The 26,300-nt window shown below is 34.4% G+C and carries 26 protein-coding genes, 3 tRNA genes and 2 pseudogenes; 14 read left to right on the forward strand and 17 right to left on the reverse strand.

The genetic code is table 11. The features are described 5' to 3' along the window. Positions 1-80: 80 nt before the first annotated feature. Together CQA38_RS03070 and CQA38_RS03075 are read left to right on the forward strand one after the other, a co-directional pair. Complete coding sequence (locus CQA38_RS03070; RefSeq protein WP_137632523.1) at positions 81-1,097, forward strand: cation transporter; 1,017 nt, start codon at positions 81-83, stop codon at positions 1,095-1,097. A gap of 111 nt (positions 1,098-1,208) precedes the next feature. Beyond that, on the forward strand, positions 1,209-1,664 hold the full coding sequence (locus CQA38_RS03075) for a Dps family protein (RefSeq protein ID WP_137632524.1): 456 nt from the start codon (positions 1,209-1,211) through the stop codon (positions 1,662-1,664). Between the two features lie 128 nt (positions 1,665-1,792). On the opposite strand, the gene CQA38_RS03080 is transcribed toward CQA38_RS03075, so the two are convergent. Next, positions 1,793-1,869, reverse strand: a tRNA-Met gene (locus CQA38_RS03080). A 94-nt stretch (positions 1,870-1,963) separates the two neighbouring features. On the opposite strand from CQA38_RS03080, the gene CQA38_RS03085 reads away from it, so the two are divergent. Beyond that, positions 1,964-2,051 (forward strand) — tRNA-Ser (locus CQA38_RS03085). Between the two features lie 10 nt (positions 2,052-2,061). On the opposite strand, the gene CQA38_RS03090 is transcribed toward CQA38_RS03085, so the two are convergent. The 4 genes from CQA38_RS03090 to CQA38_RS03105 form a co-directional block, all read right to left on the reverse strand. Further along, on the reverse strand, positions 2,062-2,514 hold the full coding sequence (locus CQA38_RS03090; protein ID WP_137632525.1) for an NINE protein: 453 nt from the start codon (positions 2,512-2,514) through the stop codon (positions 2,062-2,064). 12 nt (positions 2,515-2,526) lie between these two features. Next, the gene (locus tag CQA38_RS03095; RefSeq protein ID WP_238386970.1) at positions 2,527-2,982 is read right to left on the reverse strand and encodes a TM2 domain-containing protein; all 456 of its coding nucleotides are present in this window, start codon (positions 2,980-2,982) and stop codon (positions 2,527-2,529) included. After that, positions 2,982-3,404, reverse strand: coding sequence for a hypothetical protein (locus CQA38_RS03100; protein ID WP_137632527.1), 423 nt, complete (start codon positions 3,402-3,404; stop codon positions 2,982-2,984). Before CQA38_RS03100 ends, CQA38_RS03095 begins: the two co-directional genes overlap by 1 nt. Before the next feature lie 119 nt (positions 3,405-3,523). Continuing rightward, positions 3,524-3,598: transfer RNA gene (locus CQA38_RS03105), tRNA-Glu, on the reverse strand. A 165-nt stretch (positions 3,599-3,763) separates the two neighbouring features. On the opposite strand from CQA38_RS03105, the gene CQA38_RS03110 reads away from it, so the two are divergent. Next, positions 3,764-4,327: a manganese efflux pump MntP family protein gene (locus CQA38_RS03110; protein ID WP_137632528.1), complete on the forward strand. Its 564-nt coding sequence runs from the start codon at positions 3,764-3,766 to the stop codon at positions 4,325-4,327. 83 nt (positions 4,328-4,410) lie between these two features. On the opposite strand, the gene CQA38_RS03115 is transcribed toward CQA38_RS03110, so the two are convergent. After that, positions 4,411-5,169: an exodeoxyribonuclease III gene (locus CQA38_RS03115; protein WP_137632633.1), complete on the reverse strand. Its 759-nt coding sequence runs from the start codon at positions 5,167-5,169 to the stop codon at positions 4,411-4,413. Positions 5,170-5,321: 152 nt separating this feature from the next. On the opposite strand from CQA38_RS03115, the pseudogene CQA38_RS03120 reads away from it, so the two are divergent. The 4 genes and pseudogenes from CQA38_RS03120 to pyrC all read left to right on the forward strand — a co-directional run bounded on the left by CQA38_RS03120 (position 5,322) and on the right by pyrC (position 8,521). Next, positions 5,322-6,873: pseudogene (locus CQA38_RS03120) on the forward strand (phosphoethanolamine--lipid A transferase). Next, complete coding sequence (locus CQA38_RS03125; protein WP_137632529.1) at positions 6,870-7,226, forward strand: diacylglycerol kinase; 357 nt, start codon at positions 6,870-6,872, stop codon at positions 7,224-7,226. The pseudogene CQA38_RS03120 and the gene CQA38_RS03125 overlap by 4 nt, the downstream one beginning before the upstream one ends. Positions 7,227-7,262: 36 nt before the next feature. Further along, positions 7,263-7,505, forward strand: coding sequence for a replication/maintenance protein RepL (locus CQA38_RS03130; RefSeq protein WP_137632530.1), 243 nt, complete (start codon positions 7,263-7,265; stop codon positions 7,503-7,505). Then, positions 7,502-8,521 carry a dihydroorotase gene (pyrC, locus tag CQA38_RS03135; RefSeq protein WP_137632531.1) on the forward strand — a complete coding sequence of 340 codons (1,020 nt, stop codon included), beginning with the start codon at positions 7,502-7,504 and terminating at the stop codon, positions 8,519-8,521. Before CQA38_RS03130 ends, pyrC begins: the two co-directional genes overlap by 4 nt. On the opposite strand, the gene CQA38_RS03140 is transcribed toward pyrC, so the two are convergent. Then, positions 8,510-9,208 carry a class I SAM-dependent methyltransferase gene (locus CQA38_RS03140; protein ID WP_137632532.1) on the reverse strand — a complete coding sequence of 233 codons (699 nt, stop codon included), beginning with the start codon at positions 9,206-9,208 and terminating at the stop codon, positions 8,510-8,512. The genes pyrC and CQA38_RS03140 overlap by 12 nt on opposite strands. A gap of 78 nt (positions 9,209-9,286) precedes the next feature. On the opposite strand from CQA38_RS03140, the gene CQA38_RS03145 reads away from it, so the two are divergent. Both CQA38_RS03145 and CQA38_RS03150 read left to right on the forward strand, forming a co-directional pair. Further along, positions 9,287-9,493, forward strand: a complete 207-nt coding sequence (locus CQA38_RS03145; protein ID WP_137632533.1) for a TOBE domain-containing protein — start codon at positions 9,287-9,289, stop codon at positions 9,491-9,493. 46 nt (positions 9,494-9,539) lie between these two features. After that, positions 9,540-10,769 carry an HD domain-containing protein gene (locus CQA38_RS03150; RefSeq protein WP_137632534.1) on the forward strand — a complete coding sequence of 410 codons (1,230 nt, stop codon included), beginning with the start codon at positions 9,540-9,542 and terminating at the stop codon, positions 10,767-10,769. Here the strand turns inward: CQA38_RS03150 and CQA38_RS03155 are convergent. Continuing rightward, positions 10,766-11,521 (reverse strand): SDR family NAD(P)-dependent oxidoreductase, encoded by a 756-nt coding sequence (locus tag CQA38_RS03155; RefSeq protein WP_137632535.1) that lies wholly within the window; start codon positions 11,519-11,521, stop codon positions 10,766-10,768. The two genes, CQA38_RS03150 and CQA38_RS03155, sit on opposite strands and share 4 nt — an antisense overlap. 102 nt (positions 11,522-11,623) lie before the next feature. Between CQA38_RS03155 and CQA38_RS03160 the strand changes: the two genes are divergently transcribed. Continuing rightward, positions 11,624-11,992: a hypothetical protein gene (locus tag CQA38_RS03160; RefSeq protein ID WP_137632536.1), complete on the forward strand. Its 369-nt coding sequence runs from the start codon at positions 11,624-11,626 to the stop codon at positions 11,990-11,992. An 83-nt stretch (positions 11,993-12,075) separates the two neighbouring features. On the opposite strand, the gene CQA38_RS03165 is transcribed toward CQA38_RS03160, so the two are convergent. After that, complete coding sequence (locus CQA38_RS03165) at positions 12,076-12,426, reverse strand: hypothetical protein (RefSeq protein ID WP_137632537.1); 351 nt, start codon at positions 12,424-12,426, stop codon at positions 12,076-12,078. A gap of 9 nt (positions 12,427-12,435) precedes the next feature. After that, the gene (gene bamE / locus CQA38_RS03170; protein ID WP_137632538.1) at positions 12,436-12,768 is read right to left on the reverse strand and encodes an outer membrane protein assembly factor BamE; all 333 of its coding nucleotides are present in this window, start codon (positions 12,766-12,768) and stop codon (positions 12,436-12,438) included. A gap of 142 nt (positions 12,769-12,910) precedes the next feature. Between bamE and CQA38_RS03175 the strand changes: the two genes are divergently transcribed. After that, positions 12,911-13,105: a hypothetical protein gene (locus tag CQA38_RS03175; protein WP_137632539.1), complete on the forward strand. Its 195-nt coding sequence runs from the start codon at positions 12,911-12,913 to the stop codon at positions 13,103-13,105. A gap of 29 nt (positions 13,106-13,134) precedes the next feature. On the opposite strand, the gene CQA38_RS03180 is transcribed toward CQA38_RS03175, so the two are convergent. Beyond that, entirely contained in the window at positions 13,135-14,439 is a 1,305-nt protein-coding gene (locus CQA38_RS03180) for a Na+/H+ antiporter NhaC family protein (protein ID WP_137632540.1), read from the reverse strand. Positions 14,440-14,905: 466 nt separating this feature from the next. Between CQA38_RS03180 and CQA38_RS03185 the strand changes: the two genes are divergently transcribed. Both CQA38_RS03185 and CQA38_RS03190 read left to right on the forward strand, forming a co-directional pair. Further along, positions 14,906-16,612: a hypothetical protein gene (locus tag CQA38_RS03185; RefSeq protein ID WP_137632541.1), complete on the forward strand. Its 1,707-nt coding sequence runs from the start codon at positions 14,906-14,908 to the stop codon at positions 16,610-16,612. A 2-nt stretch (positions 16,613-16,614) separates the two neighbouring features. After that, positions 16,615-17,412, forward strand: a complete 798-nt coding sequence (locus CQA38_RS03190; RefSeq protein ID WP_137632542.1) for a hypothetical protein — start codon at positions 16,615-16,617, stop codon at positions 17,410-17,412. A gap of 51 nt (positions 17,413-17,463) precedes the next feature. Here CQA38_RS03190 and CQA38_RS09305 read toward each other — a convergent pair. The 6 genes and pseudogenes from CQA38_RS09305 to CQA38_RS03215 all read right to left on the reverse strand — a co-directional run. Continuing rightward, positions 17,464-17,682, reverse strand: a pseudogene (locus CQA38_RS09305) (GNAT family N-acetyltransferase); the annotation flags it as partial. Between the two features lie 42 nt (positions 17,683-17,724). Then, entirely contained in the window at positions 17,725-17,907 is a 183-nt protein-coding gene (locus CQA38_RS09310) for a hypothetical protein (RefSeq protein ID WP_212741809.1), read from the reverse strand. Between the two features lie 107 nt (positions 17,908-18,014). Continuing rightward, positions 18,015-18,368 (reverse strand): 50S ribosomal protein L20, encoded by a 354-nt coding sequence (gene rplT / locus CQA38_RS03200; RefSeq protein WP_137632543.1) that lies wholly within the window; start codon positions 18,366-18,368, stop codon positions 18,015-18,017. Positions 18,369-18,461: 93 nt separating this feature from the next. After that, entirely contained in the window at positions 18,462-18,653 is a 192-nt protein-coding gene (gene rpmI / locus CQA38_RS03205) for a 50S ribosomal protein L35 (RefSeq protein ID WP_034905871.1), read from the reverse strand. 65 nt (positions 18,654-18,718) lie between these two features. Beyond that, positions 18,719-20,953: a penicillin-binding protein 1C gene (gene pbpC, locus CQA38_RS03210; RefSeq protein WP_249355165.1), complete on the reverse strand. Its 2,235-nt coding sequence runs from the start codon at positions 20,951-20,953 to the stop codon at positions 18,719-18,721. Beyond that, entirely contained in the window at positions 20,940-26,276 is a 5,337-nt protein-coding gene (locus CQA38_RS03215; RefSeq protein ID WP_137632544.1) for an MG2 domain-containing protein, read from the reverse strand. Before CQA38_RS03215 ends, pbpC begins: the two co-directional genes overlap by 14 nt. Positions 26,277-26,300: the final 24 nt, after the last annotated feature.

The following is a 26,300-nucleotide window of genomic DNA, read 5'->3' on the forward strand; positions in this document are numbered from 1 at the left end:
TTGACTTGTTTTGTGGAATTTAAGATGAGTGTGATTTTTGCAAAGATAATAAGCATTATTAAAAGATAAAAGTAGTTTTTATGAGTTTGCTTTCTAGCTTTTTTTCAAATTTTTTCAGTATGCAAAGCAAGAGCGTGCGAGATAATCAGCTTCGCCAAGATTCAAGAGAAAATGCTTTTTCTTTGCAATACAGCAACAAAAAAGAGCAATTTGTGCTTAAAGTATCTATGTTTGCAGCTTTGTTTTTAGCTATCTTTGGTATCAGTTTTGGTATGAGCATACAATCAATGGCAGTGATATTTGATGGCTTTGTCGCACTTTTAAGTGTTGGGCTTGGGTTTTTAAGCGTGCTTAGCTCTCGTTATATCTACAAAGAAGATGATGATGTATTTCAATACGGCTATGTGCGTTTTGAGCCTATGGTTAATCTTTTTAAATCCTTAGTGCTTGTTTTTGTGTGTATTTATGCGTTTATCAATGCGCTTCATAGTATCATAAATGGTGGCTATGAGGTAGAGTTTGAAGCTGGTGCAGTGTATAGCTTTTTTGCATTTTTGTTTTCTAGTGTGCTTTTTGCTTATACTTTGGTTTTTGCTAGACGCTTGCGTTCTGATTTGATTAAGGTAGATAATACTGAATGGAAAATCGATAGCGTGCTGTATTTTGCGGCTTTACTTGCTTTTACTTTAAGTTATATAGCAAATTTTTTCGAGTATGATATGAGTTTTATCACTCCTTATATCGATCCTGTGCTTTTGGCTTTGCTTTCTTTGTTTTTGTGCGTTTCGCCACTTCGTATTGCGTGTGAAAATTTGAAAGATTTGATGATGATCGCACCACCTGAGCTTGATGAAAGGATCACTAAGATCATGCAAAATTTAAGCACTGAGTTTGGTTTTAGTGACTATGATACGCATTTGGCAAAATCCGGACGCTTTTATATGCTTGAAGTAAATATACTTACGCAAAAAAATTTTAAGCCCAAAAGCGTGCAAGAGTTTGATCATATAAGAGAACGTATAGAAAAAGCTTTAGAAATTCCAAGTTATAATATCTGGCTTCGAGTAAGCTTTACAGCCGATCCTAAGTGGCTTTGAAGTTTTTTTGCGTTGTGCTTTTTTGAAAAATATATAAATTCTAATCAATAAATTTTATTATTTAGAAAAATTATGATATAATCAAAACGAATAATTTCAAAAGGAGAAAAAATGAAAAATGTAGCTAAACAACTGCTTCAAATTCAAGCTGATGCACATAGTTTGTGGATTAAGTTTCACAATTATCATTGGAATGTAAAAGGTTTGCAGTTCTTTGCAATCCACGAATACACCGAAGAAGCGTATGAAGAGATGGCAAAGCTTTTTGATGATGTTGCTGAAAGACTTTTGCAAATCAAAGAAAAAGCCCTTGTTTGCCCTAAAGAGCTTGGCGAGCTTGCTAAAGCGCCAAAGGTGCAAAAAGACTGCTTTACAACTTTAGAAGTTTTAGAGCTTGTTAAGGAAGATTATAACTATCTTTTAAAAGAATTTAAAAAGCTTGATGAAGTCGCTTCAAAAGCAGGAGATACAACAACTTCAATGCTTGCTCAAGATAAAATCGCTCATCTTGAAAAAGCACTTTGGATGCTTGATTCTACTTTAGAAAATTCTTGCAAAACAAAATAAACTCAAGCAAGGCATTGACGCCTTGCTTTTTCTTTTATGAAATTCTTATCTATCTTTAAGATTTTTAAATTTATTATACTTTTTTAAATATGTAATCGTGAAGCATTAAAGAAAGTTTTAAGAAGTTTTGGTATCAAGGGGGAGACTTGAACTCCCGACCTCCGGCTTATGAGACCAGCGCTCTAACCAGCTGAGCTACCCTGACTTGAGTAAAAAACTAAGTTAAAATTATACATTATTTTGCTAAAATTTTGCTGATTTTAAACAAGAATTTTATATAATCAATTTCTTTTAAAGATAGATAGGTGTCCGAGCGGTTGAAGGAGCACGCCTGGAACGCGTGTAAAGTGCAAGCTTTCGAGGGTTCAAATCCCTTCCTATCTGCCATTTGTTTTTATTAAGATTTTAAAACACGTATTGCTTCCATGATTTTTATAAAATTATCCTTTTTAATCCCAAAATACACCATGAAAAGATCAACAAACCACCAAATCAAGCTTGCCAAAAAGGCTAAACCTAAACAAACAAGCAAGGCAATAGCCTGTTCTTCATCCCTAAAACCAGATGTAGCTAAGATCACAATACCCGAGACAAACAACACAACACAAAGCACAAATAAGATGATTTTAGCCACACCTAAAATCATATCACCTTTATAAAAGCGATCAAAGCCAAAAATTCCCATGAAAAATCCAAACAACAAACCAACAACGGGATTTTTAAAACTTATACACATTAAAGACTGCATTTCTTCATCACTAAGCTCTTCAATGTTTTGCTTGAGTAAAGGCATATTTGCTCCATCGATTTTATCTACTATATCCATAAGAAAAAAATTTTTAGTATCCATTGTGTTAAATCCTTATCCTAAAACGGCGTAAATTTTTCGCAAATTGTCTTTTTTTATACCAAAAAACACGCAAAATATATCCACAACATACCAAATAAGAGCCACAATAAAAGCAAGCATAACAAAAATAGAAACAACAACTAAAACCGTATCTGCAACTCCTGGATTAACATAGTAAGAGCCACCCTTTGTGAAAATACCTAATGAAAAAATTCCTAAATACGCCCCAAAAATAACCGCAAGTTTTGCGATACCCAAACCTATATTGCCTTTATAAAAGCGATCAATGCCAAAAATTCCCATACATAAAGAAAGCAGCAAACCTATGATAGGATTTTTAAGATTTAAAAGAAGCAAGGCTTGGTATTTGTCATCATCTGCTTTTTCAAGACTTTCTTTAAAAGCAAAAATCGCATCGTTTGGAATTTTATCTTTCATATTTAAAAGTATAAGTTCTGCATTTTTCATCATTGTTTCCTTTGTAAAACTTCAAAAATTTTTCTTAGATTGTCTTTTTTTACGCCCTTATACACTAAAAAAATATCACTGACTACCCAGATAAAAGCGATGATTGCTAGCACACAAATTATGATAAAAACTCCTGTTTGAAGCTGATCTGCTTTATCAATGTAAAAGTTAAAAGTCGCGTATATGACGCAAACAAAGATAAGCTTAAACACACCTAAAGCCACATCGCCTTTATAAATTCGATCAACCCCAGGAACGATAACGCTAAAAATCAAAGCTAAAATAGGGTTTTTATAACTTATCAACAACAAAGCATCAAACTGAGAATCTTCCGCCTCATCAAGACTTTGCTTAAATGCTGCATATGAATCACTTGGAACCTTTTCTTTGAGTTGTAAAAACAAAGTATCGGCATTTTTCATCGCTTAAACCTTAAAGATAAAATAAAACTTGCATTATAGCAAAGAATACTTAAAAAAATAAAACAAATCATAGTAAAAAGCACTTAAATTTACAAAAGTTTGATAGAAAAAAAGGAGGGTGGCGACCCATACGAGACTCGAACTCGTGTTACCGCCGTGAAAGGGCGATGTCCTAACCGCTAGACGAATGGGCCAAATATAGCTTTAAATTTAAAAGTGAGATTATAGCAATTAAGGACTTAAAAATTGCTGAATTATCGTTTTTAACTTTTTAATTTTTAATTTAGTTTGCTTTTGTTATAGTTTTACAATTAAAGACTAAAATTGTAATAATTAATAATTAAGGAACTTTTATCAAAATGGATATTTTAAGCCTCGTTTTTCTCGCCTGTGCTTTGTCAATGGACGCCTTTGCTGTAGCTTTGTGTAAGGGCTTTAGTGTAAATGAGCTTAAAATAAAGCATTTTTTGATCGTGGGGCTTTATTTTGGTGGTTTTCAAGCTTTAATGCCTTTGATTGGGTATTTTTTAGGCTCTGCTTTAAGCTCATTCATTGATGATTATGATCATTGGATTGCTTTTATTTTGTTGAGTTTGATCGGCTTAAAGATGATTAAAGAGAGCAGACAAAAAGATAGCTGTGATGCAAACAGCGATCAATTTGGCTTTCAAACTATGTTTTTGCTTGCTATGGCGACAAGTATCGATGCTTTAGCTGTTGGGGTGAGTTTTGCTTTTTTGCATATTGAAATTTTTAGCTCGGTGCTAATCATCGGCGTGATTACTTTCATCTTTTCAGCGCTTGCTCTTAAAATCGGTAAAAAATTTGGTACGAAATTTAAAGAAAAAGCTGAATTTATCGGTGGCGTGGTGCTGATTTGCATAGGAGCTAAAATTCTTTTGCAACACCTTTTAGAAAGCTAAATTATCATCTTTAATCTTACTTTTTAAAGTCTTAAACAAAACAAATTACAGCAAAAAGCTACTTCAAACACCCAAAAGCAATCTTAAATATCAAGTTCTATACCAACAGGAGCGTGATCTGAGCCAAATATATCATCTCGTATAAAGGCATTTTTAAGCTTATTTTCAAGGCTTTTTGAGATGAAAAAATAATCAATCCTCCAGCCCACATTCCTATCTCTTGCCTTCATTCTATAACTCCACCACGAGTATTTTTCTTTAATATCGCCATTTACTGCCCTAAAAGTATCGATAAAGCCAAGCGCAAGCAAATCATCTATCCAAGCCCTTTCTATAGGCAAAAAGCCAGAAGTTTTTGCATTTGCTTTTGGGTGTGTTAGATCAATCTCTTTGTGCGCCGTATTGACATCACCACAAATGATAATGTCTTTTTTTTCAGCCAGCAAATCTTTAAGATACGCTAAAAAATCCGCATAAAATTTCATCTTAAAATCAAGCCTAATTTCATCTTTTTGTCCATTTGGAAAATAGATATTAAAAAGCACCACATTGCCAAAGCGGTGTTCTAGCACGCGTCCTTCTTCATCATCGCAAAATTGGCATTTACTTGTTTGTGCCTCAAAATTATACAAGCTCATCACCCCAGAATACCCAGCCCTTTTAGCTGAATTTGAGGCGATATGTTTAAAATCAAGCTCATAAATTTGCTTTGGGAATTTATCCTCATGGGCTTTTATCTCTTGAAAGCCTACAAAGTCAAAACTCTCTTTTTCTAACCAAGCTAAAGCGTTTTTATCGCAAATGGCGCGCAAGCCATTGACATTCCAAGAAAGCAGTTTCATCTTATACCTTTTCATTTTAAAAAGGCTAATCATAGCATATTTTAATAACAATTTTGTCAAGATTTTGGTGTTTGAAAACTTGCTTTTTTGATTAACACTGATTTCACACTTTTATCTTATAATACGCCTTTTATTTTTTAAAGGAAGCTTTGATGAAACGTTTTGAAATTTCTTGGTTAAACTTTGTTTTGCTGAATGCTCTTTTCATCACTTTGATGAATTTTCATCTTTTTGATTTTATTTATTCGAATTTAGATGAAGATGCGAGTTTGTGGCTTAAAATTTCTTTTGTGCTGATTTATTTTTCACTTTTGGTGATGATTTTTGGCTTGCTTTTTTTGCCTTTTTTAACGCAGTTTTTTGCGATTATTTTTGTGCTCGTAACTTGCGTGAGTGCTTATTTTATGCACTTTTATGGGGTTGTTATTGATAAAGATATGATACAAAATGCTCTTAATACTGATCAAAGAGAGCTTAAAGAGCTTTTTAATTTTACTTTTTTATTTTGGATCGTGTTTTTAGGGCTTGTGCCAAGTTTTTTGATCTTAAAGTGTAAAATTCGTTGGGGGGGGGGGGCTTAGACATATAGCGATTAAATTCACCAGCATTTTCATCGCTTTAATTATCGTGCTTGCTTGTTTTTTACCGCAAAGTAAAACTCTTATCCCATTTTTCCGCAACTACAATCAAACAAGAGTATATAATGCCCCTGTTTTTCAAATTTATTCTTTCGTGCGATATGTCAAACAAAAAGTCGTGAAAAAGCCTGAACTTAAGATCATCTCCCAAGATGCCAAACTCAGTGAAAATACAAAAAGAAAACTACTCGTTTTTGTCATCGGTGAAACAGCAAGAGCAGCAAATTTCCGCTTTAAAAACAAAGATCATATCAACGACACCACCGCTTATACTTCAAATTTGGGGGCAGTGTATTTTACTGAGGTAAGCTCTTGTGGCACTTCTACAGCTGTGAGTGTGCCTTGTATGCTTTCAGCTTCGACGCGAAAGGAGTATTCAAGCTCTGAATTTCAAGAAAATGCTTTTGATATTTTGCAAAAAGTAGGGGTAAAAGTAAGCATTTTAGGCAATAATTCAGGAGGTTGTCAAGGAGTTTGCAAAAGAATAGCTCATTCAAAATACCTTGACGCTGAATTTGATGGGGCTTTGCTTGAGGATTTTAAAAAAGAACTTTTCAGTGAAGATGAATACGAGATCATCGTGCTTCATTTGCAAGGCTCACATGGACCAACTTATTATAAACGTTATCCAAGCGAGTTTAGACGTTTTGAGCCAACTTGTGATACAAACGAGCTTCAAGAGTGCAGCAGTGAGGCTATTATCAACACTTATGATAATACCTTGCTTTACACAGACTTTTTGCTTTCTAAGATCATGACTTTACTTCAAAAAGAAGATCAAGAAAGCTCGTTGATTTATATTTCAGATCATGGAGAAAGCTTAGGTGAGAATGGAATTTATTTGCATGCTATGCCGTATGCTTTTGCGCCACTTGAGCAAACAGAAGTTCCGCTCATCTTTTACTCAAACGATACAACGCTTATGCAAACAGCAAAGGCACATAGCAACTACGAACTTTCGCATGATTATATTTTTAGCACTTTGCTTGGGTATTTTAAAGTGCAAAGCAAGTTTTATAATCCAAATTATGATATACTAAGTTTGCAAGTTAAGGAGGGATTATGAAACCAAAATACAGCTTTTTTTCAAACGCAAGCTACGCTCTAGCTGGACTTTTGGCGATGATAAAAAACGAAAGAGCCTTTCAAATCGAGCTTGTTATCATTATCCCAGCCCTTATCATCAGTCTTTTTTTGCCTGTAAGCTTTGAAATTCATCTTTTTTTAATCGCTGTTTTGTTTTTCATACTTATCGCAGAATGCGTAAATTCAAGCATAGAAGCTTGTGTTGATCTTATTACACAAGAATGGCATGAAAAAGCAAAAATCGCCAAAGATTGTGCTTCAGCGGCTGTTTTTTTAAGTGTGTGCCTTGCTGTTGGCGTTTGGGCTTTTGTGCTTTTTACCTTGCTTTTTTAGCTCTAAATTTAAGCAAGTTATGTTACAATCTTGCTTATGAACGAAAGAATGCAAAATTTGTGCGCTGTGTTACTTGGACGCAAACGTTTTGAAATTATAAAAATTTTGTGCCAAAGAGCTGATGAAAATGGCTTTGTTTTTTGTAAGATAGATGAGCTTTCAAAAGAGCTTAACATCTCAAAGCCTACTATCATCAGCACTTTTGGGTTTTTAGAAGAAAAAAAGCTTTTCAAACGCCTTAAAAACGGCTTTTATCAGCTTAGATTGGATAGATTATGAAACTTACAAATCCCCTTGATATGCACCTACATTTTAGAGATGAAGCTATGCTTGAGTTTGTCGCACCATTTTCTGCGAAGGAATTTAAGGCTGGGGTTATCATGCCAAATTTAGTGCCACCACTAACTGAACCAAGTGCTTTAAAAGCTTATAAACAAAGGGTTTTAAACGCGTGCAAGCAAGAAGACTTTACGCCTTTAATGACACTTTTTTATAAAGGATATGATAAGACGTTTTTAGAAAACCTAAGAGATGAAATTTTTGCTATCAAGCTATATCCAGCCGGCATTACGACAAATTCAGATGGTGGAGTGAGTGCGTTTGATATAGATGAGCTTAAACCTACGCTTGAGGCGATGAGTGAGCTTGAAATTCCTTTGCTTGTGCATGGCGAGACGAATGATTTTGTGATGGATAGAGAAGCTAGGTTTGCACCAATTTATGAAAAGCTTGCCCTTCATTTTCCAAAACTTAAGATTGTTATGGAGCATATCACGACAAAAGTGCTTTGCGAGCTTGTGCAAAGCTTTGATAATCTATACGCTACCATTACCCTGCACCACCTTTTGCTTACGCTTGATGATGTTATAGGGGGCAAAATGCAGCCTCATCTTTTTTGCAAGCCTATAGCCAAAAGAAAAGAAGATAAAGAAGCTTTATGTAAGCTTGCTTTTTCTGGTTTTGAAAAGGTAATGTTTGGAAGTGACTCAGCACCTCACCCTCAACATGAAAAAGAATGCTGTGGCTGTGCGGCTGGGGTTTTCTCAGCTCCTGTGATTATAAGTGTTTTAGCAGAGCTTTTCACAAAGCATTCAAATTTAAATAATTTGCAAAAATTTATCTCAGATAATGCCTGCAAAGCCCATAAACTAAGCTTTAAAAAAGATAAGATCATCACATTAGAACAAAAGCAGTGGCAAGTGCCAAGTGTGTATGCAAGCAAGGATAAAAGTCTTAAAGTAGTGCCTTTTATGGCAGGGCAGACTTTGCAGTATCAAGCCAAATTAGAAGATTAAAAGTTTGAATTTTGAACGTATAGTTTCATCTATGTTTTGTGTGCCTATGAGTTTTTCAAGCCCTGCTGGATCAATGCCACTCATCTTTAAATGCCAACTTGCATTTTCTAAGGCTTCTTGAGGGCTTCTTTTTACCCTTCTTGTTTCGCTAAAAACTTGCTTATAAACAGGAATTTGGTGTTGTTTTAAAAAGCTTTCTAAGTCCTTTTTTCTTGGCTTTTTATTGTCATGCTTAAAGGCTTTAAACACAAAGGCTAAAAAATCACTCTTTCTGTTTCCTATAAAGTTAAGATACACTCTTTTAGGAGCAAGTTTGAGAAATTTTTGCATCAAAGCTTCATTTTCAAGGGCGCTTGACATAGAAAGAAAAGCAAGATCATAGCTTTGTTTAGGCACAAAGTCTTTAAAACTTGAGTGGATATATGTGATATTGTGAAATTTAAGCTTTAACGCGTCATCTTGTAAAATTTCAAGCATATTTTTTGAGCTATCAAGCGCGTCAAGGTGCTTTGCTTTGCCTGCTAAATGCAAGCTCCAAACACCTGTGCCACAACCTATATCGATAATATGTTTATTGTTTAAGTCTATGTTAAGTTTGCTTAAAGCTTCAAAGCTTTTCTTTTGTAAATGATTTAGTTTTGGCGTGTAGCGAGCGTAGTGTTTAGCTTTTATGTCCCATAAATTCATATTTTTTCCTAAAAAAATTTCATTTTTGTTTAAAAGATGATACAATAAATTTTTAAATTATATTTTAAAGGACAAACAATGAAAATCAGTGCAAGAAATCAACTCAAAGGTAAAATCACAGAGATTGAAAAGGGTTCAGTTAATGCCATCGTAAAAATCGACATTGGCGGAGGTAATATCATCAGTGCAACTATCTCTTTAGATTCTGTTAAAGAGCTTGATTTAGCCGTTGGTAAAGAAGCTACAGCGATTATAAAAGCGACTTCTGTTATGGTAGGCGTATAAATTTACATATTTTTAAGATAAAGCAAAAAAAGGCAAAGTAAAAAAAATGATAGATATTAAACTTATAGAACATATCTTCAAAGCCGCTTCAATCAGTCGTTGGAATGATTATCCTAGAATGGCAAATTTGGTTGAACTTGATAAACAAGCTCATAAATTTATCATCGCATATTTTATCGCTAAAATGGAAAAAAATGTCGATATGAGACGCATTATAGAGGCTGGAATTTTTGAGTTTTTAAGTCGCGTGGTTGTTACTGATATACGTCCTGATGTGTATCGTGAGATCGTCAAACAAAAAAAAGATGAGGTTAATGCTTGGGTTTTAAGCAAGCTTGAGCCCATGATAGAAGGGCTTGAAGGAGGCGAGTTTTTAAAACGTTTTGAGCATTATTTGCACTCAGATGAGTATGAAAAAGAAAGGCTTATCTTAAAGGCGGCTTCTTATTTTGCCACAAGGTGGGAATTTAATATCATCTATCAAACAAGTCAATTTTTAAGCGATATAGAAGAGATTAAAAATAAGGTTGAGGAAGAACTTGAGGATTATTATGAGCTCATAGGTGCAAGGAAAATCGCCTTAAATCAAAAAATCGCTAAAATCATCGATCTAAGTGGTAGACTCCGCTTTCAAAAGCGTTGGGCGCAAACACCTCGCATACCTGAAACTGCGGTGCTTGGGCATATGCTTGTAGTGGCGATTTTGAGCTATTTTTACTCACTTGAGATTAAAGCTTGTGATGCAAGGCTTGAGTATAATTTTTATTGTGCTTTGTTTCATGATCTGCCAGAAAGCTTGACAAGAGACATTATAAGCCCTGTAAAATACGGCATAGAAGGACTTCACACCCTCATAGCTGAATATGAGATGAAGCTTATTGATGAGCGAATTTTACCCTTTGTGCCAAGTGAGTTTAGGGCTGAGTTTGCTTATATTTTAGGTATTCGCAAAGATGAAAATGGCGTGTTTATTAAAAATGAATTTGAAAATAGAAGCTTTAAAAACAATCAAGTTGGCGTATGTAGTGGCAGCTTAGATTCACTTAATAGCAATGAATACAAAGCCATTGATGGAAAGGCTTTAAAATATTGTGATAAATTAGCTGCTTTTATTGAAGCTGGGCTTTCTATCAGTTATGGAGTAAAGTCAAAAGAGCTTGAGAGTGGCTTTTGGGGCATGTATGATTTTTTTAAGGATTATAGCTCTATAAATGGGGTGAATTTTTTTAAAATTTGTGAAGCTTTGATTGAGGATTTTAAGCTTACTCATCCTTAAAGTTTGGCTCTTTTTTGTAAAAAACGCACAAAATAACGCTTGATAAAAAAAGGTAAAAACGCATAAATTCTTGCAATCAAAGCGATATGAAAAGGAAAAATAAATTTTTTCTTTCTCTCTTTTATAGCGTTTAAAATTTCAAGCGAGGCAGTGTCTGCGTCCATCATCTTTAGCTTTAAGTGTTCGGTTAAATTTGTCTTAATAAAACCCGGACAAATGCAAGTAAAGCAAATTTCAGGATAAGCCAAGCTTAAAGCCTCGCAAAGTACTGAAACATAATGCTTTGACGCACTATAAGTAGGAGCATTTGGCAGGGCTAAAAGCGAAGCTATGGAAGAAACTAAGACGATTTGTCCTTTAAATTTACCCCTTAATTCTTGCTTTTGCATAGCATTTATCGCATAAAAGATAAGATTTGTAATGCCTAGGACATTGGTTTTAGCGATTTGAATTTGTTTTTGCTCGCTCTCATCATCACCGCTACTTATGCCAGCATTTAAAATAAGCAAATCCAAAGGCTCTTTAAAAAGCTCCTCACACCATGCTTTGCACGCTTTTTCATCGCACACATCAAAGGCATAAACAAAGGCTTTGCTACCAAATTCTTGTGCCTTAGCTTGCACCTTTTTAAGCCTTGTTTCATCTCTTGCGTTTAAAAAAAGTGTGGTTTGTTCTTGTGCTAAAAGCAGGGCAAGTTCTTTGCCAATGCCAGAGCTTGCTCCTGTGATCGCAGCATTTGTGTAAGTTTGCATGATGATTTCCTTTTTAAAATCATATCTTAACTTAAAAAAGCTTGAATTTGTTTTAAGCTTTGTGCTATAATCATGGCTTATTTTAACTTTTTAAGGAAAAAAATGAAAAAGATTTTTAACTCTTTAGCTCTTAGTGTTTTGGCTTTAAATGCCTTTGATTTTAGCTCTTTAAGCAAAGAAGATATTAGCACCGGCATAGAAATAGGCAAAAATGTATATGAAAAACAAGCTCAAAAAGAAAAAAACAACAAAGAAGAATACAAAGAAGAGCTTAAAAATATGGGTGCAAATGCCTTTAAATCTTACCAAGAAGGCAAAAGTGTAAGTGAAATTTATGAAGAACAAAAACAAGACTTAAAAACAAAAACAAGCGAAGGTATTAGTAAAAAACAAGAAGAAATTAAAACCGAAGTGAAAAAAGAAGCCGCCAAGCAAGCTGTGAAAAAGGTGCTTAATTCTTTTAATAAATAGCTTTTAGCGATTTTTTCGTTAATTTTTTATGAAATTTAAATTAACTGCAAAAGTCTAAAAATAGCTTTCGCAGTTATTGAGTTTTATTCTTCGTTGCGTGAAAGAAACATAAGAAGTAAAAAACCAAGTATCCCAAGAGGCAGAGCAAGCACAAATAGTATCATCTTGATTAGTATTTTGATACCAAAAAGAAGCAAAATAAAAGTTCCAGTTGCCCATAAATTCAAATTCCCAAAAAACAAATCTCTTAAATTGTCCCAAACACAAACCGCAAAGGGATAAAATATAAAATTGATGACTATAAGGCTAATAGTAGGTGCGTTTTTTATCGGGGTATAGTAAAAAAATACTGCAGCTATAAGTGCTGCAAAAACATAGTTTTTGAAAAAATACGCAAAACTTAAATTCCGTAAAGTTCTTTTAATCGCATTCATATTTTTGCCTTAGTTGCCAAGTAGGGGATTTTTGTTTCCAAAGTTAGAACTTTTGTATTTTTTCTTAAGCCTGCCTTGTTTGTCAAATTCAAAAATAGTGCTTTCATCGACATTGCCACCAAATGGATTTGCGCTAATTTTACTAAAGTCATAATACCAAATTTCGCCTCCGTTGAGATTTTGTTTGCGTTGAGGGTAGCCTACTATGGTTTCAACATCTGTTTGCGTGCTTTTGTTGATCTGAAGCTTTTCAAGCTGAGCTTGTGAAATTTCAGTGCCTTGAGTATAAGCACAAGCGGTTATAAAAAGACTTGTGATAAAAACAAAAAATATTTTTATCATGATTTCTCCTTTAAGATAAATTTAACTATAGGCATTATACGACATATTTTCTTATATTTATATAAATTTATGAAATATTGTCGCAATTTGAAATAAAGAAAAAGCTTATTACAATGATAAAAATATTTTTAGGAAAAAAGCTTTGAGATACACCCAACAAGATAAAGCAAGGATTTTAAGGCTTACGACTCGAACTTTGCAACGCTGGAAAAGCACAAAGCCTGAACTTTATGCCCTTATAGAAGCTGGTTTTAAGATGAGAGAGAGAATGAATGAAGACGAGTTGTTTAATGAAGAGATTAAAACCTTGATTAAAAATATAGACAAATCAACTTAATTTTATAAGATGATTTGCCCTATCTAAACTCATAAAAACAAAGTGATAATCGAGCCAATGACGAGCAAAGAGCCATTAAAACAGATAAAAGTTGGTATGCATACATCTTTGATGTGATCAGCTTGTGTGTCTGCTTTTAAGCCTACGCTTACGCCAAGTGTAGTTTCACTTGCTGGAGAGCCTGCATCGCCTAAGGCTCCAGCTATGCCGATGATAAAGATAATGGCAGCATAAGAAAAGCCAAGTTCTAAGCAAAGCGGGCAAAACAGCGTTGCGATGATAGGGATAGTGCCAAAGGAAGTGCCTATACCCATAGTGATGAGAAGTCCAATAAGAAGCATTAAGATGATAGCGATAAGTTTATATTCACGCATAAAAGGTAGGACAAACTCAACAAGGGTATTGATACTTCCACTTTGTTTTAAAACTTCAGCAAAGCCAGCTGCTACAAGCATCACAAAGGCGACATAACCCATGATCTTTAAGCCCTCATCAAAGACAAAATCTACTTTTTTATACTCCACCCCACCTAGAATAATCATCAAAATAAAACTTATAAGCCCACTTAAAGGCAAATTTTGAGTATAAATTTGACATGCAAGCATAAAGATAAGCCCTATAAATACGCCCCATTCTTTGCGCTGCATTTTAAGATTGTCAAGATCTAGTTTTTGAATTTGTGCTTCTTTATACTCTCTTGGTTTAGCATAAAACACACAAACGCCCAAAATCAAGCCCACAAGCATACAAATAGCACCAAGATACATAGTATTGCTTACCATTTCAAGGCTGACAAAGACATTGTTTTGATTTAAATTTTCACGAAGCAAATCTTGAAAGATCAGCCCAAAGCCCAAAGGAAGCACCATATAAGGTGTGGTTAGCCCAAAGGTTAAAGCACACGCTACTGCTCTTCTGTCAATCTTAAGTTTATTAAACACTACAAGCAAAGGCGGTATGAGTATAGGGATAAAGGCTATATGTATAGGCACGAGGTTTTGAGAAAAACAAGCAATAAGGGCTATTGAAAAGATCAAAAGGTATTTTTTGTGCGAGATGAAACGAGAGACAAAATGCACCAAAAAAGCCGTTAAATTCGTGCGAGAAATAGCCGCTGCTATAGCACCTAAGAGTATATAACTTAGAGCGGTTTTGAGGTTGCCTTGCATACCAAGTGTAAGAATTTGCATACTATCTTGCAAGCTAAAGCCACTTAAAAGCCCAGCTACAAGCGCACAGATAAGTATGCTTAAAAGCACATTAAACCGAAACAAACATAAAACACACATCAACACAACGCTGATGAGAATGGGATTGCTAAGAAGTGAAAGCATAAATCAAGCCTTTTTGATAAGATAAAGCCTTTGTTTGAAAAACATTTTGCAATTATAGCTTTTTTATTTTGAGTTTAGGTTTAAAATTTTTGTGATTTATATTTTTAAAATTTGCTTGAAGCGAGGTGGTGTGTGGGTTTAAACTTAATTTTATATAAATTTGTTTATAATACGCTTTTATTTCACTTAAGGTTAAAGCGTGAAGCAAGCGGTGCAAACACAGATTTTTAGGGATTTAAATTCACAAAAAATGAGCCAAATTCTCCTAAGGGGGGGGGGGCTTTAAAAAGTTAAATTTATCTTGCATAGCTTTTTCTTATCTTTTTAATCTTTTTTCTTTCTTTTATATTTTTATTTTCCTTTATTTTAAACCTACAAATAACTTTTTTATCAAAATTAATAAATCAATTTATACCTTGTTTTCACGGAAGCAAGGTATAAATTTATTTTTTACAAGGAGGGTTGTATGCAAAAAGAAGTTTTAGAGCTTGATTTGAGTAATACTGATTTTAAGGCTTTAGACAAAGAAATAGAGCTTTTATCAGCTCAAGATACTTTGCGTTTGCAAATTGATCAAGGCTTAGAACAAAGCCTAGCAGAGCTTAAAAATCTTGAAGCTCAATTACCAAAAGAGCAAGGCGAAACACTCTTAAAGCTTTGCGAAGAAAGGGTTATGGATACTATCATAAGTCAATTTGGCTTAACTTATGTGTTAGAAAGTAAAGATGGGGGCTTGGTAAGCACTACACATAATGTAAGACAAGGAATTTATGCTAATGAAAAGGAAAAATTAGCTTATGAAAATAGGGCTGAGTATGATTCTAAAAGCTATCACCAGCATGAAGAGTATATAAAGATTAACAAATCTCAAGGCGAGTTAAAAAAGCAAGGGCAGTTAAAAGACTATATGACAGGTAAAACTTTGAGTGCAAATGATAAAACTGATTTAGATCATATAGTAGCAGCCAAAACCATACATGATGATAGAGCTAGAATTCTAGCAGATATTGGTGGGGAAAATTTAGTCAATACAAGCTCAAATTTAAAAATGACAGATCCTTCCTTAAACCGCTCTAAAAAGGCAAAAACAGCAGAAGAATTTTTAGCTCATAGAGACAAAAGAATTGCTGATTTGGAACGGTTAGAGCAAAAAAACGGACAGCTTACCCAAAGCCAACAAAATGAAAAAATCAAACTAGAAAAGCAAAAAGAGATTAATGATGAGGAATTTTTAAAAATTTATGATGAGGAAAAGAAAAAGATAGATAAAAAAGTTGATAAGGCGTATTATACAAGTGGAAAACCTTATCAAGAGCTTTTAGCTACCGGAGCTTCTCAAGCAGCTCGTGCGGCTTTGTATTCTATTTTTGGAATGCTGATGAAAGAATTTGTTCAAGGTATGATGATAGAAGTAAGGGCTATATTTGCAAACAAAGGCAAGGAAAGTTTAGCTGAAATTTTTGCTCGCTTTAAGAAAAGAATGTATGCCATTATGGAAAATATCAAGCAAAATTGGAAAAGCTTATTTTCAGGCTCTATAGAAGCTGCGATAATGGCATTTTTATCAAACATAGTCCTTTTTGTCATCAATATCTTTGCAACTACACTTAAAAAGATAAGTCAGGTTATCATGGCTGGTTTTCATTCTCTTTGTGAGGCTGTAAAAATCCTTGTTAATCCCCCAAAAGATATGCCAAAAGATGAAGTAGCTTATGCTGCGTTAAAGGTTATCATTACAGGCATAAGTTCGGCTTTATCTCTTTTAGGAGCTGAGGTGATAGAAAAATTCATCATCTCAACCCTGCCTTTACTTACTCCTATAGCTGAACCTATAGCTATAACTCTTTCAGCAATTGGAGCTGGCTTGGTTTCTACTATAATTATTTATTTCATGGATAAAATCCGCTCACAAGGTAAAATCGCAGGCTTGCAAGTGCAAATCATGGCTCAAAGTGGGGTTGTAGTGCAGTATAGTCTAGCTAAAACTTGGCTGAGTTTAGGTGATGCTTATACACAAACTGCTAGAGATATAGACACTATGCAAAAAGTTATAACTCAGGCTCAAGTTAATATCCATAAAAGTGCCAAAAGAGCTGATGAAGCAGATTTAAAAAGAGCTGAGCTTATGAATAAACTTAAACAATTAAACAATAAAAAATTAATAAAGGAATAAAAATGTGGTTAAATTTTCTTAGTGTAGCATTTAAGGGTTTGAATAATGCACTTACTTCAACTCAAACACAAATTACCCCAAGTGAGGTAGAAAATTGGGATGAGCTTGATGAAAATACCCTAAAAGAAATGGCTTTAGCTGAGGCTACAAGGATTTTTGAAAAGCTTGATGAAGTGGATCATAAAATAGCAGAGGCACACGAATTAGTAAGAGAAGCTGAAAATTTTAGGAATAGAGGTGTGAGTGAAAGGCTTTGGGAAAAACTTCCTTTTGCTACATCTCCTGGTGAAAAAATAGGTATTTTAAATGCCAAAGCAGCTACAGCTTTGGCTGAAGCAATAGCTGAACAAAATGAAATTATTAGAGAAAGTATAGCTTTTACTCAATTTAATTCAAGATTTTCTCAAGCTATGGTAACAGCTTTAAGCTCTATGCTTGAAAATGGTTTTGAAGATGTTAATGGTAGACATAGTGAGCTTAGTGAGGATAGTGAGATTATAGTTGAGCAAATTTTACAACAAGCAGAGCAATTCATTGAAATGGAGACAAATTTAGTTAAGTTTGGTAAGGATATTGATGAATTAAAAGAATTTAAAAACACAATAGATGAAAATACAACAAAGCTAGAAAAAGAACTTGATGAATTTGAAAAAAACCATGCCTTCCAAAAAGAGCAAATCGCAGCAAATACTGAGGCTATTAAAAAACTTGAGGCTAAAACTCAAAGTAAAATTTCACTTTATACCTCTATACTTGCTTTGCTTGTTTCTTTAGCAAGCCTTGTGCTTCATTTTGTTTAATATGGGTTAAAATTTCAAATTTTTACTTAAACTTGTATGTAGGTTTTTAACTCATAGCTTCTTCACAAAACAAACGATGGTATTAGCTTGAGTGAAATTCATCGCTTTGTGAAAAAGCTGGCTTTGGGTGTTTTTTAGCTCACAATCACTTGCAAACTCAAGGCAACCCTTTTCTTTTGCCCACACCTCACAAGCTTTAAGCAGTTCTTTAGCAAAGCCTTGTTTGCGGTAGGCTTCTTTGATGAAAATGGCTTCTAAGTAGCCAACTGAGCTTGAGTTTGTGCCTTCTACATACTCATATCTTAAAGCACATTATGCAAAGCCTATGGCAGCTTCATTTTTTAAAGCGAGAAAAAACCGAGTTTTTTCATCAATAAAAGCTTGTGTAAATTCAGCTTCAAGTTCGCTTAAATTATGATTTTGCCATAGCTTTGAAGCTAAATTTACAAGTGTTTTTATATCTTTTTCTTGGGCGATTTTGATCTTTTGCGTCAAGGTTTTTCCTTTGATCTTATGCTAAAAGTAAGGATAAAATTTACACTAAAACAAGAGAATTTTAAGAGAAAGAAAATCAAGCTTTATAACAAAGCTTGATTGTAGTGTTATAAAGCTTTTTTGACTTCTTCAGCGATTTTTGCAAAGGCTGTGCTATCATTCATCGCAAGATCAGCAAGGATTTTTCTATCAAGCTCAATACCAGCTTTTTTAAGTCCATTCATAAAACGAGAATAACTTAAGCCATTGAGCCTGCATGCTGCATTGATACGAATAATCCAAAGTTTTCTAAATTCACGCTTTTTGCGGCGTCTGTCTCTATAAGCATAGACTAAACTTCTTTCAAGTTGTTCTTTTGCTTTTCTAAAATGTTTGCGACGTCCGCTGTAAAAACCTCTTGCGAGTTTGAGGATTTTTTTATGTCTTTTGCGTCTTACGACACCTGTTTTTACTCTTGCCATTTTTATTTCCTTTCATAAAGTGGCGTCTTTTTGATAAGAACTTGTCCTTGTTTCATAAAAGCAAGGAGAGTTTGAATGACTTTTGTCAAAAACTTAAATTCCAAGCATTTTTTCAACCGCTTTGACATTGGTTGCATGCACATATTTTACGCCGCGAAGATCACGCATTCTTTTAGCTGGCTTTTTAGTCAAAATATGGCTTCTAAAAGCAGAGCCTCTTTTGATCTTATTTTTGCCGACTTTGAAGCGTTTGACTGCACTTTTGACGCTTTTCATCTTTGGCATTTGCGTTTCCTTTGTTAAAATAAAAGCTAGAATTATAACTTAAAAAAGCTTTTTTTTCGCTGAATTTACTCGACTTCAAAGCTTACATTATCGCTTTGTCCGCTTGCACTCATCACAAAAAGTTCGTGCTTACCCTGAGTAAAATCAAGGCTTAAACTCTTTGTTTTTCCTTCAAAAATAAGCTTTTGATCAAGATATAAAAATAATTTTTCATCATTTAAATTTGCAAGTTTGATGATAATAGAATTTTTTTGATGCAAATCCTTAGTGCGGATAAGCTTTAAATTCGAGTTTGGATAAAGGATTTTTACGCTTTTTTCTTGCTTGAGTTTGACTTGATTGTCATTTAAAAAAGCAAGGGCGTTTAAGGGCAAAACAAGCTTTATCCTTTCTTTTGCGAATTTAAAATTCTCATCTAAAGAGTGCAATTCTTTGCCCTCATACTCAAATACTTTTTTTAAAAAAGGCGAAGTGCGTAAAAGCTTAGCTTCTTTTGGAAAAAACGTGTTTGAAGCTTGTGTTTTTAAATTTTCATCATAGCGATATCCTGTTAAAGTATCTATTTTAAGGCTAAAAAGATCACTTGGAGGTGTAAATTCTAAACTCAAGTCATCAAGTTCGCCTAAAAGCTCAAAAAGCAAATCCCCAGCTATACTTACGCCGTAAAGATTAGCATTTGCTTCTCCGTTAAAATTTCCAACCCAAACACCAAGCGTGTATTTAGGCGTAGCTGCCATAGCCCAAGCGTCTTTCCTGCCATAACTTGTGCCTGTTTTATAAGAAATGATTTTTTCGCTTTTGTTGTATTCTTCTAAGCCTACTCTTTTTAAGTCTTTAAGGCTTTGTAAGGTAAGATAAGCTGAACCTTGAGTGAAAATTTGTCTTTCATTTGTGTTGTTTGAGTTTGGGTAAAAAGAAAGCTCTTTGAGTTTGCCATAATTTGCTAAAGCCAAATACAGCTTCATCATATCTTCAAGACTAAACTCTTTGGTGCCTAGTATGAGGCTTAGTCCGTATTTTTTATAGTCTTCATCGCTAAAATTTAAAAAGCTTTTAAGCTGATAGAAAAACTTTTCATAACCGTATTCTTTTAAAAGCTGGACAAAAGGGACATTTAAGGATTTGCTTAAGGCAAAATCAGCTCTGATTAAGCCATAATACTTTTTGTTTGCATTTTGCGGAGCAAAGCTTGAAAAAAAAGTTGGCACATCAAGCACTAAAGAGCTTGGCGCGATAAGTCCTTCATCTATGCTTAAAGCATATAAAAAAGGCTTTAAAACAGAGCCTACGCTACGTTTAGCATTTGCACCATTGACTTGTCCTAAAGCAGATTCATCATAAAAATCCTGCGAGCCTACATAAGCTAGTGTTTCATAGCTTTTTGTATCAGCAAGGATAATGGCAAGGTTGTTGATACCTTTTTGCTTGAGTTTGAGGCTAAATTCTTTTGCCTTTGCTTCAAATTTGATTTGCAAATGTTTATCTATGCTTGATTTTACTTGCTTGTGCGTATCATCAAGGAGTTTTATGGCTAGATGAGGGGCAAGGTTGTTTCTTGGTTTAAAGCTTGGTAAAGGCTCGCTTAGTGCAAGTTTGAGTGTATTTTCATCAAAATAATGCTTTGCATACAGCCTGTGTAAAAGAGCATCTCTTTTAAGGCGGAGCTTGTTTTTGTTTTTTTCAAGATTAATCAAACCCGGCGCATTTGGTAAAACAGCTAAAAGCGCAGCTTCGCTCCAAGTTAAATGAGCTGGGTCCTTATCAAAATAAAACAAAATTGCTGAGTAAAAACCAACAAGATTGCCTCCATAAGGAGCATTGTTAAGATAAAGCTTAAGAATTTCATCTTTACTGAGGCTTTGTTCTAGGCTTAAAGCCTTTATCATTTCATTAAATTTATGCCAAAAAGTACGTTCATTTTGCTCTAAAAGTTTGATAACTTGCATAGAAATAGTGCTTGCACCGCTTTTTTTCTCGCCTAAAAAATTGCTTTTTAAGGCTCTTAAAATCGCAAGAAAATCCACCCCAGAATGTGAATAAAAATTCTTGTCCTCATACAGCAAAACAGCCACTTCAAGCTTTTTTGGTATGGCATTAGCTTTTAAATGCCATTGTTCTTCTTTGTTGATAAAGGTGCTTAAAATTGCGTCATTTCTATCATACAAAACCTTGCTGTATCTTGCTTCAAAATCTTTTTGAAGTTCTTTTTCATCAAAGCTAAAAAACACAAAAAGCACATAAACAAAAATACTACAAAAAGCCAAAAGCAAAAGCTTAAGGCTAAATTTAGCGTGAAACAATGACTTTTTTACCTTCACTTAAGCTTTGATAAGTGTTATCATACATTGCTTCTGCAAAGGCACCACTTAAAGTAAATTCGCCCGGTGTTACTGCGGTGAGCTTGATGAAAAAGCTTTTTGTTTCATCATTAGATAGATCAAAAAACCACATAATCTTATCATCTCTTATATCGATAAAATCAAGTTTTGAGTTGTCGGCAAATCGTGGAATTTTTGTATCTAAAAGCGTATTTGCTACTTCCCAACCACTAGGAAGCACTTGGGTAAGAGCTAAGTTTTGCACTGAAGCAGCGTTATTTAGGCTCACATCAAGTCTCATATAAAAGTTTTGCGAGCTTTGAAGCTTGCTTTCATCGATAGGCTCGCCTTTTTCGTTATAAAAACTTCGTGAAATATTAATCTTATTTGTAAAAGGCTTGCTAAGCTCAAGCTTGATGCCCTCAACACCAAAATGCCCATATATAGTGTTTTTAGCATTTAGCACCGCTTTACCTTCACTAAACTCAATGCTTTGTTTGCTGTCATCTAACTGCAAAGTTTTATTTTGAGCGTTACTTAAAAGCTCGAGTGTGCCTTGAAGTTTTCCTGCTTCATCTTCTTTTTTATTTAAATTTGCACCTTTGGCTAAAGCATAGAGCATATAGCCCGCATTTTGGGTGTTTAGATAAGTATTTGTGCCTAAAATTTCGCTAAGTTCTTTAAATAAAGGCTCATTGATTTTATTATAGATATCTATATAAGAAGCAAGGATAATCGCCTTATCTCTTAGATCAGAGCCATAACTTTGTCGGTAAAATTCCTCACTTGAATTTGGCATAAAAGAAGCATTTGCCACAAGTTTTAAAGCAATATCTTCAAGTCCAGCAAGCTTATAAGCCGCACCAAGTTGCCAAAGAGCAGTGTTGCTTAGCCTATCTTTTTGTTCATACACGGCATTCATCGCAGCGATATTTGGCTCTTGCACTAAGGCTAAAAGATATAAAGAATTCACAAGTATGGCACTATCTGTGTTGTAAAGATTGTTGTCTATATAGTCTTTTTGGTATTCAAGCCATGCATTATACACACTATCACTGACATAAAAACCATTATTTTTAGCCAAAATCATAAATAAGCCTGCGTAGTTGCTTCCCCAAGCGTTTGCTTCTTTACCACCCTGCCAATACGCAAAGCCACCATTAGCCGTTTGAAAACGTGTGTAGCGAGTAAGAGCGGCGTTTATGTTGTCAATCACTTTTTGCTTATTAATCTTTACGCCAAGTTCATCTAAATAAAGCTGAGGTAAAACAGCTGAAGTAGTTTGCTCAATGCAACCATAAGGATAAGCGATGAGGTATTTTAAGCGATGATTTAAATTTAAAATCGGCGTTGAGCTTAGCTCTAAAACAGCTTGCGTGCTTCCTTTGATATAGCTTTGATCGATATGGAATTCTTTTTTTTCATTTGGCTTGATGATGAAATTTTCGCCCTCATAAGTATAAGCATTGATAGCTTTAACATCAATTTGGCTTGTATTTTTAAAGTGATAATCCTTGCTCTTAAGCTCAAGTTCAAGCTCTTCAAGTCCTAATTTATCATCATTTACCGCGATATTAAAGATGATATTTTTAACTTTTTCATCGCCATTAAACGCAATTTGCACTTCTTCTTTATCAAGGCTAAGAAGTTTGTTTTTGCTTTTAAGGCTCAAGCTTGCGTTTGTAACGTTTTCTTCGTTTTTAAATACCTGAGCTAAAAACTCAAATTTATCATTTATTCTTAAGCTTCTTGGAAAGGTTTCAAGCACACTTACAGGCGCACTGACGATGATTTCTTTTTCCGTGCTACCAAAAGCTTTGCCATTGCTTGCTATAAGCATTACGCGCACTGCACCCATATATGCTGGCATTTGAAATTTTAGCTTTGCATAGCCTTTTTTATCACTTTGTATAGGGGCTTGATACAGCACTACAGCTTTAAATCTCTCTGCTTGCTCATCAGCCTTGTTTTTGTTTGCTCTTTTGGCTTTGTTAAAGCTCGCTTCTAAGTCTCCTCCAGTGCTTAGCACCTTTGAAACCTTGCCAAGTGTTTTAGCAATGATTTGTTCGTAAGTATCAAAGACTTTGAGTTTAAAGCCGGTTTTTGCATAAAAATATCCCCAAATATCTGGTGTTTCAAAATCACTCAAGCTTAAAAGTCCCTCATCAACTATAGCCAAAGTATAAGTAAAGGCTTTTTTATCTTTGCTTTGGATTTCAAGCTCAAATTCGCTTTGCGGTAGAATTTTATCAGGAGCTTTTAAATCAAGCTCAAGCTTGGTAGCTTTATCCTCCACAAGCACAGGCACAACCCCAAAAAGCCTCAAGGCTCTATCATTTTGCCATGAATTATAATCTTGTAGCAAAGAAACACTTACATAGACATTTGGCGCGTATTCTTTACTTAAATCCAGCTCAAATTTAGTGCTTGTGCCTTGAGGCTCTAGGCTAAATTGTTTGATGATGCCTTTATTATTACTTATCGTAATAAAAGCTTTTGAATTTTTTGTGCTTTCAAATTCGATTATAGCTTTTTCACCAACTTGGTATTTGTCCTTATCGCTTTTTATTTTAAGGCTTGAGACTATATCAGCGTTATTTACAGCTCCCCAAGAACTCACATAAAAACGCTCGCCGGTGCTTACACCGCTTTCATTATCAACTAGCTCAACAAACATTTCGCCATAATAATCCTTGCTATCAAAGCTAAAACTTACCGGTTTATCAGAGCTTGTAATCTCGCCTTGTGCGATGATTTGGGTGTTTTTGTCTTTTTTGATAGAGCGTAAAAATTCGCTGTAATTATCATAGTCAAACCACCATGAAGAGCTGTTTTTATAAATTTTATAAGTGATTTTTTTACCTTTAAGTGTGTTGAAATTTAAATCACTTGCAATGACGCTAAAGCTGATCTTATCACCGCTATTGATATAGTAGTTTTCAAGCTCTTTAATACCGATAAAGTATTTATACTTTTCAAGTTTCATTGTAGAAAGGGCTTTTGTGCTTCTACCACCAGTTTCAAAGACTTCGCTTGTAAGCAAGGCTTTAAAATTTGTTCCTTGAGTGTTGAGTATAGTTTCACCAAGCGTAATGCTTGAGCTAAGTTTTCCATTTTCATCAAGCACGCCATCATCATTTTTTGAATACTCGCTGATATAAAGGCTAGGATTTTGAAAGATATAATTTGTAAATTTTGGGTTTTTGTAATTATCTTTGATGACATTTAAAGTCGTTTGTGCTTTAAGTTTGGCTGCAGGAGCACCAAAGAGGTATTTTGCTTCTATGTTATACTCAAGCTCTGAATTTTTATTTATATCAAGGCTTTCTTCGTTGTGAAGCTGCACGGCTATGCGGTTTGGAGCTATGGTTTGCACTAATATTTTATGTGAAAAAGTTTGTGAAGCAATATCAAATTTAAGCTCGTAAATCCCAGTAGCTGCGTCTTTTGCAAGCTTTAGCTCTTGATAAAACATACCATTTGAGCTTGGATTTAGCGTGATATTGCTTAGCAAAGTGCTTGATTGTGGATCTTTAAAGCTTTTTAAAATGATGGGGTGGTTTATCATCGCTTTTTTATTTCTTGCGACGATGTTTAAATGCACGTTATCGCCGGGTCTATACACGCCCCTATCTGTGTATATAAAAGCTTCTATCAAACCTGCTTCTTGTGCGCCGCTCACATCAAAGCCATCAGTTGAAAGTGGATTTGATAGCCTTAAAATGCCAGCTTCCTCGCCCTTGCTTGCGATGATAAAAAGCACATCTTGTTCTTTTGCATCAAGCACAGCTTGTCCTTGCACATCGCTTATAGCACTTGCAATGACTTGATTTTTGCGGTTGATAGCTTCTATTTTTACGCCATTTAAAGCGTTTAAATTCGTGTAGTTATTTACACGCACAAAAATTTGATCATTTATAGCCTCAGCCATAATACCAAGATCAGAAAAAACAAGATTTTTACTCACTATAGCTCTTCGGTAAAAAAAGCGATCTTTCTCCCAATCCTCATAGCCTTCATCTTCAAAAAAGCTTGGAAACATAAGATCTTCTTCTTTAAAACTCAGCTCAACGATAAAGGCTCCTTTTAAGTCCTTAAGTGCGTCAAGCTTGATCTCATTTTGCACCCAAGTATTTGCCTGCGCGTCAAGTTTAAATTCTTTCTCAAGCACCAAATCACTTGTATATGTAGTATCATCTTCTATATCGCTTGAGTTAGGGCTTAAGCCTTTTTTACCAGTGAAGTTTTTGTATCTTAAGTATTCGTGTAAGGTGTTGGCATAAATTTGATATACTTTTAGCCTTGCTTTGTTGATATTTAGGCTTTTAAAGGCGATCTTTTTATCAGCTAGGCTTGGTAAAAAAACACCATCACTTGAAAAGCTAATCGCAGGGGCTTGGTAGCCAAAAGAGATATTTAAACTTGTGCTTTCTTCAAGTTTTGTGTTTTTATTTGAGCTAAGATTTGAAGAAAGCGTGAGTTTGTATTCATTTTGTGGTAAAAATGCAGCGTTTATTTTAAGTTTGTTGCCTATAGCAAAGGCTTTAAAATCGATCTTTGGCTCTATGCTGATAAGATCATTAAAATTTTGCTTTTCATTTAGGGCTTGGGAAAACTCAAGTTCGATTTCATCGTTATTATTTTTACTATTGATGAATGCAAATTTGTTTTTTGATGGGCTATTAAAATGAAAATCCTTGTCTTCTTTTAAGCCAAGTTTGTCAGCCCTTATGTGAAGTGTGAATTTTGAGGCTTTATCACTTAACTCAAAAACTTCACTTTGCAAGCTTATAAGTCCTTGATTGACATTTTGCAAGAAAAAATCGATCTTTTTTCCATCTCGGGTAAGACTCATACTTTGAGCTAAAATGCTTTGATTTAAGTTTTCAAATGAGCTTTTTAACTCTATAACAAGCGAGCTTTTATCCTCGCCCTTGGAGATAAATTTTGAATTTTCAAGATTTAAATTCATATAATCTGTTTTAAACTCAAGTTTCACAGGGATATTTGCTATATTAAATTCAATCTTATAGTTTTTATTAGCTTCTAAATCTGGGTATAAAAGAAGCGTTTGGCTTGAGTCAAATCTGATAGCAATCTTACTTTCTTTGCCATTGATTTTTGCATCAATGCTGTTTTGGCTTAAAATTTCTTGATCTAAACTTGTATTCATAAAGCTTACAAAAACATGTTCATAGGCTTTTATCACACCGCTTGTTTGAGCTCTTATAAACTCAGGAGAATTCTCCTTACAAGCTATAAAGATAAACATTAGCAAAAATGGTAAAATAAGCTTTTTAAACATAGTTTTTCCTTGAAAAATTTTCTC

This window comes from Campylobacter sp. MIT 12-5580, assembly GCF_005406235.1.
Classification (GTDB): Bacteria; Campylobacterota; Campylobacteria; order Campylobacterales; family Campylobacteraceae; genus Campylobacter_D.

What these genes read in the sequence shown, in the direction of transcription:
- CQA38_RS03185 (WP_137632541.1), top strand. Translation starts at nt 14,906, where the DNA reads ATGCAAAAAGAAGTTTTAGAGCTTGATTTGAGTAATACTGATTTTAAG.
- CQA38_RS03190 (WP_137632542.1), top strand. Translation starts at nt 16,615, where the DNA reads ATGTGGTTAAATTTTCTTAGTGTAGCATTTAAGGGTTTGAATAATGCA.
- CQA38_RS03075 (WP_137632524.1), top strand. Translation starts at nt 1,209, where the DNA reads ATGAAAAATGTAGCTAAACAACTGCTTCAAATTCAAGCTGATGCACAT.
- rplT (WP_137632543.1), bottom strand. Translation starts at nt 18,368, where the DNA reads ATGGCAAGAGTAAAAACAGGTGTCGTAAGACGCAAAAGACATAAAAAA.
- CQA38_RS03180 (WP_137632540.1), bottom strand. Translation starts at nt 14,439, where the DNA reads ATGCTTTCACTTCTTAGCAATCCCATTCTCATCAGCGTTGTGTTGATG.
- CQA38_RS03215 (WP_137632544.1), bottom strand. Translation starts at nt 26,276, where the DNA reads ATGTTTAAAAAGCTTATTTTACCATTTTTGCTAATGTTTATCTTTATA.
- bamE (WP_137632538.1), bottom strand. Translation starts at nt 12,768, where the DNA reads ATGATAAAAATATTTTTTGTTTTTATCACAAGTCTTTTTATAACCGCT.
- pyrC (WP_137632531.1), top strand. Translation starts at nt 7,502, where the DNA reads ATGAAACTTACAAATCCCCTTGATATGCACCTACATTTTAGAGATGAA.
- CQA38_RS03160 (WP_137632536.1), top strand. Translation starts at nt 11,624, where the DNA reads ATGAAAAAGATTTTTAACTCTTTAGCTCTTAGTGTTTTGGCTTTAAAT.
- CQA38_RS03110 (WP_137632528.1), top strand. Translation starts at nt 3,764, where the DNA reads ATGGATATTTTAAGCCTCGTTTTTCTCGCCTGTGCTTTGTCAATGGAC.
- rpmI (WP_034905871.1), bottom strand. Translation starts at nt 18,653, where the DNA reads ATGCCAAAGATGAAAAGCGTCAAAAGTGCAGTCAAACGCTTCAAAGTC.
- CQA38_RS03125 (WP_137632529.1), top strand. Translation starts at nt 6,870, where the DNA reads ATGAAACCAAAATACAGCTTTTTTTCAAACGCAAGCTACGCTCTAGCT.
- CQA38_RS03070 (WP_137632523.1), top strand. Translation starts at nt 81, where the DNA reads ATGAGTTTGCTTTCTAGCTTTTTTTCAAATTTTTTCAGTATGCAAAGC.
- CQA38_RS03165 (WP_137632537.1), bottom strand. Translation starts at nt 12,426, where the DNA reads ATGAATGCGATTAAAAGAACTTTACGGAATTTAAGTTTTGCGTATTTT.
- CQA38_RS03090 (WP_137632525.1), bottom strand. Translation starts at nt 2,514, where the DNA reads ATGGATACTAAAAATTTTTTTCTTATGGATATAGTAGATAAAATCGAT.
- CQA38_RS03145 (WP_137632533.1), top strand. Translation starts at nt 9,287, where the DNA reads ATGAAAATCAGTGCAAGAAATCAACTCAAAGGTAAAATCACAGAGATT.
- CQA38_RS03100 (WP_137632527.1), bottom strand. Translation starts at nt 3,404, where the DNA reads ATGAAAAATGCCGATACTTTGTTTTTACAACTCAAAGAAAAGGTTCCA.
- CQA38_RS03115 (WP_137632633.1), bottom strand. Translation starts at nt 5,169, where the DNA reads ATGAAACTGCTTTCTTGGAATGTCAATGGCTTGCGCGCCATTTGCGAT.
- CQA38_RS03095 (WP_238386970.1), bottom strand. Translation starts at nt 2,982, where the DNA reads ATGAAAAATGCAGAACTTATACTTTTAAATATGAAAGATAAAATTCCA.
- CQA38_RS03150 (WP_137632534.1), top strand. Translation starts at nt 9,540, where the DNA reads ATGATAGATATTAAACTTATAGAACATATCTTCAAAGCCGCTTCAATC.
- CQA38_RS03140 (WP_137632532.1), bottom strand. Translation starts at nt 9,208, where the DNA reads ATGAATTTATGGGACATAAAAGCTAAACACTACGCTCGCTACACGCCA.
- CQA38_RS03155 (WP_137632535.1), bottom strand. Translation starts at nt 11,521, where the DNA reads ATGCAAACTTACACAAATGCTGCGATCACAGGAGCAAGCTCTGGCATT.
- CQA38_RS03130 (WP_137632530.1), top strand. Translation starts at nt 7,263, where the DNA reads ATGAACGAAAGAATGCAAAATTTGTGCGCTGTGTTACTTGGACGCAAA.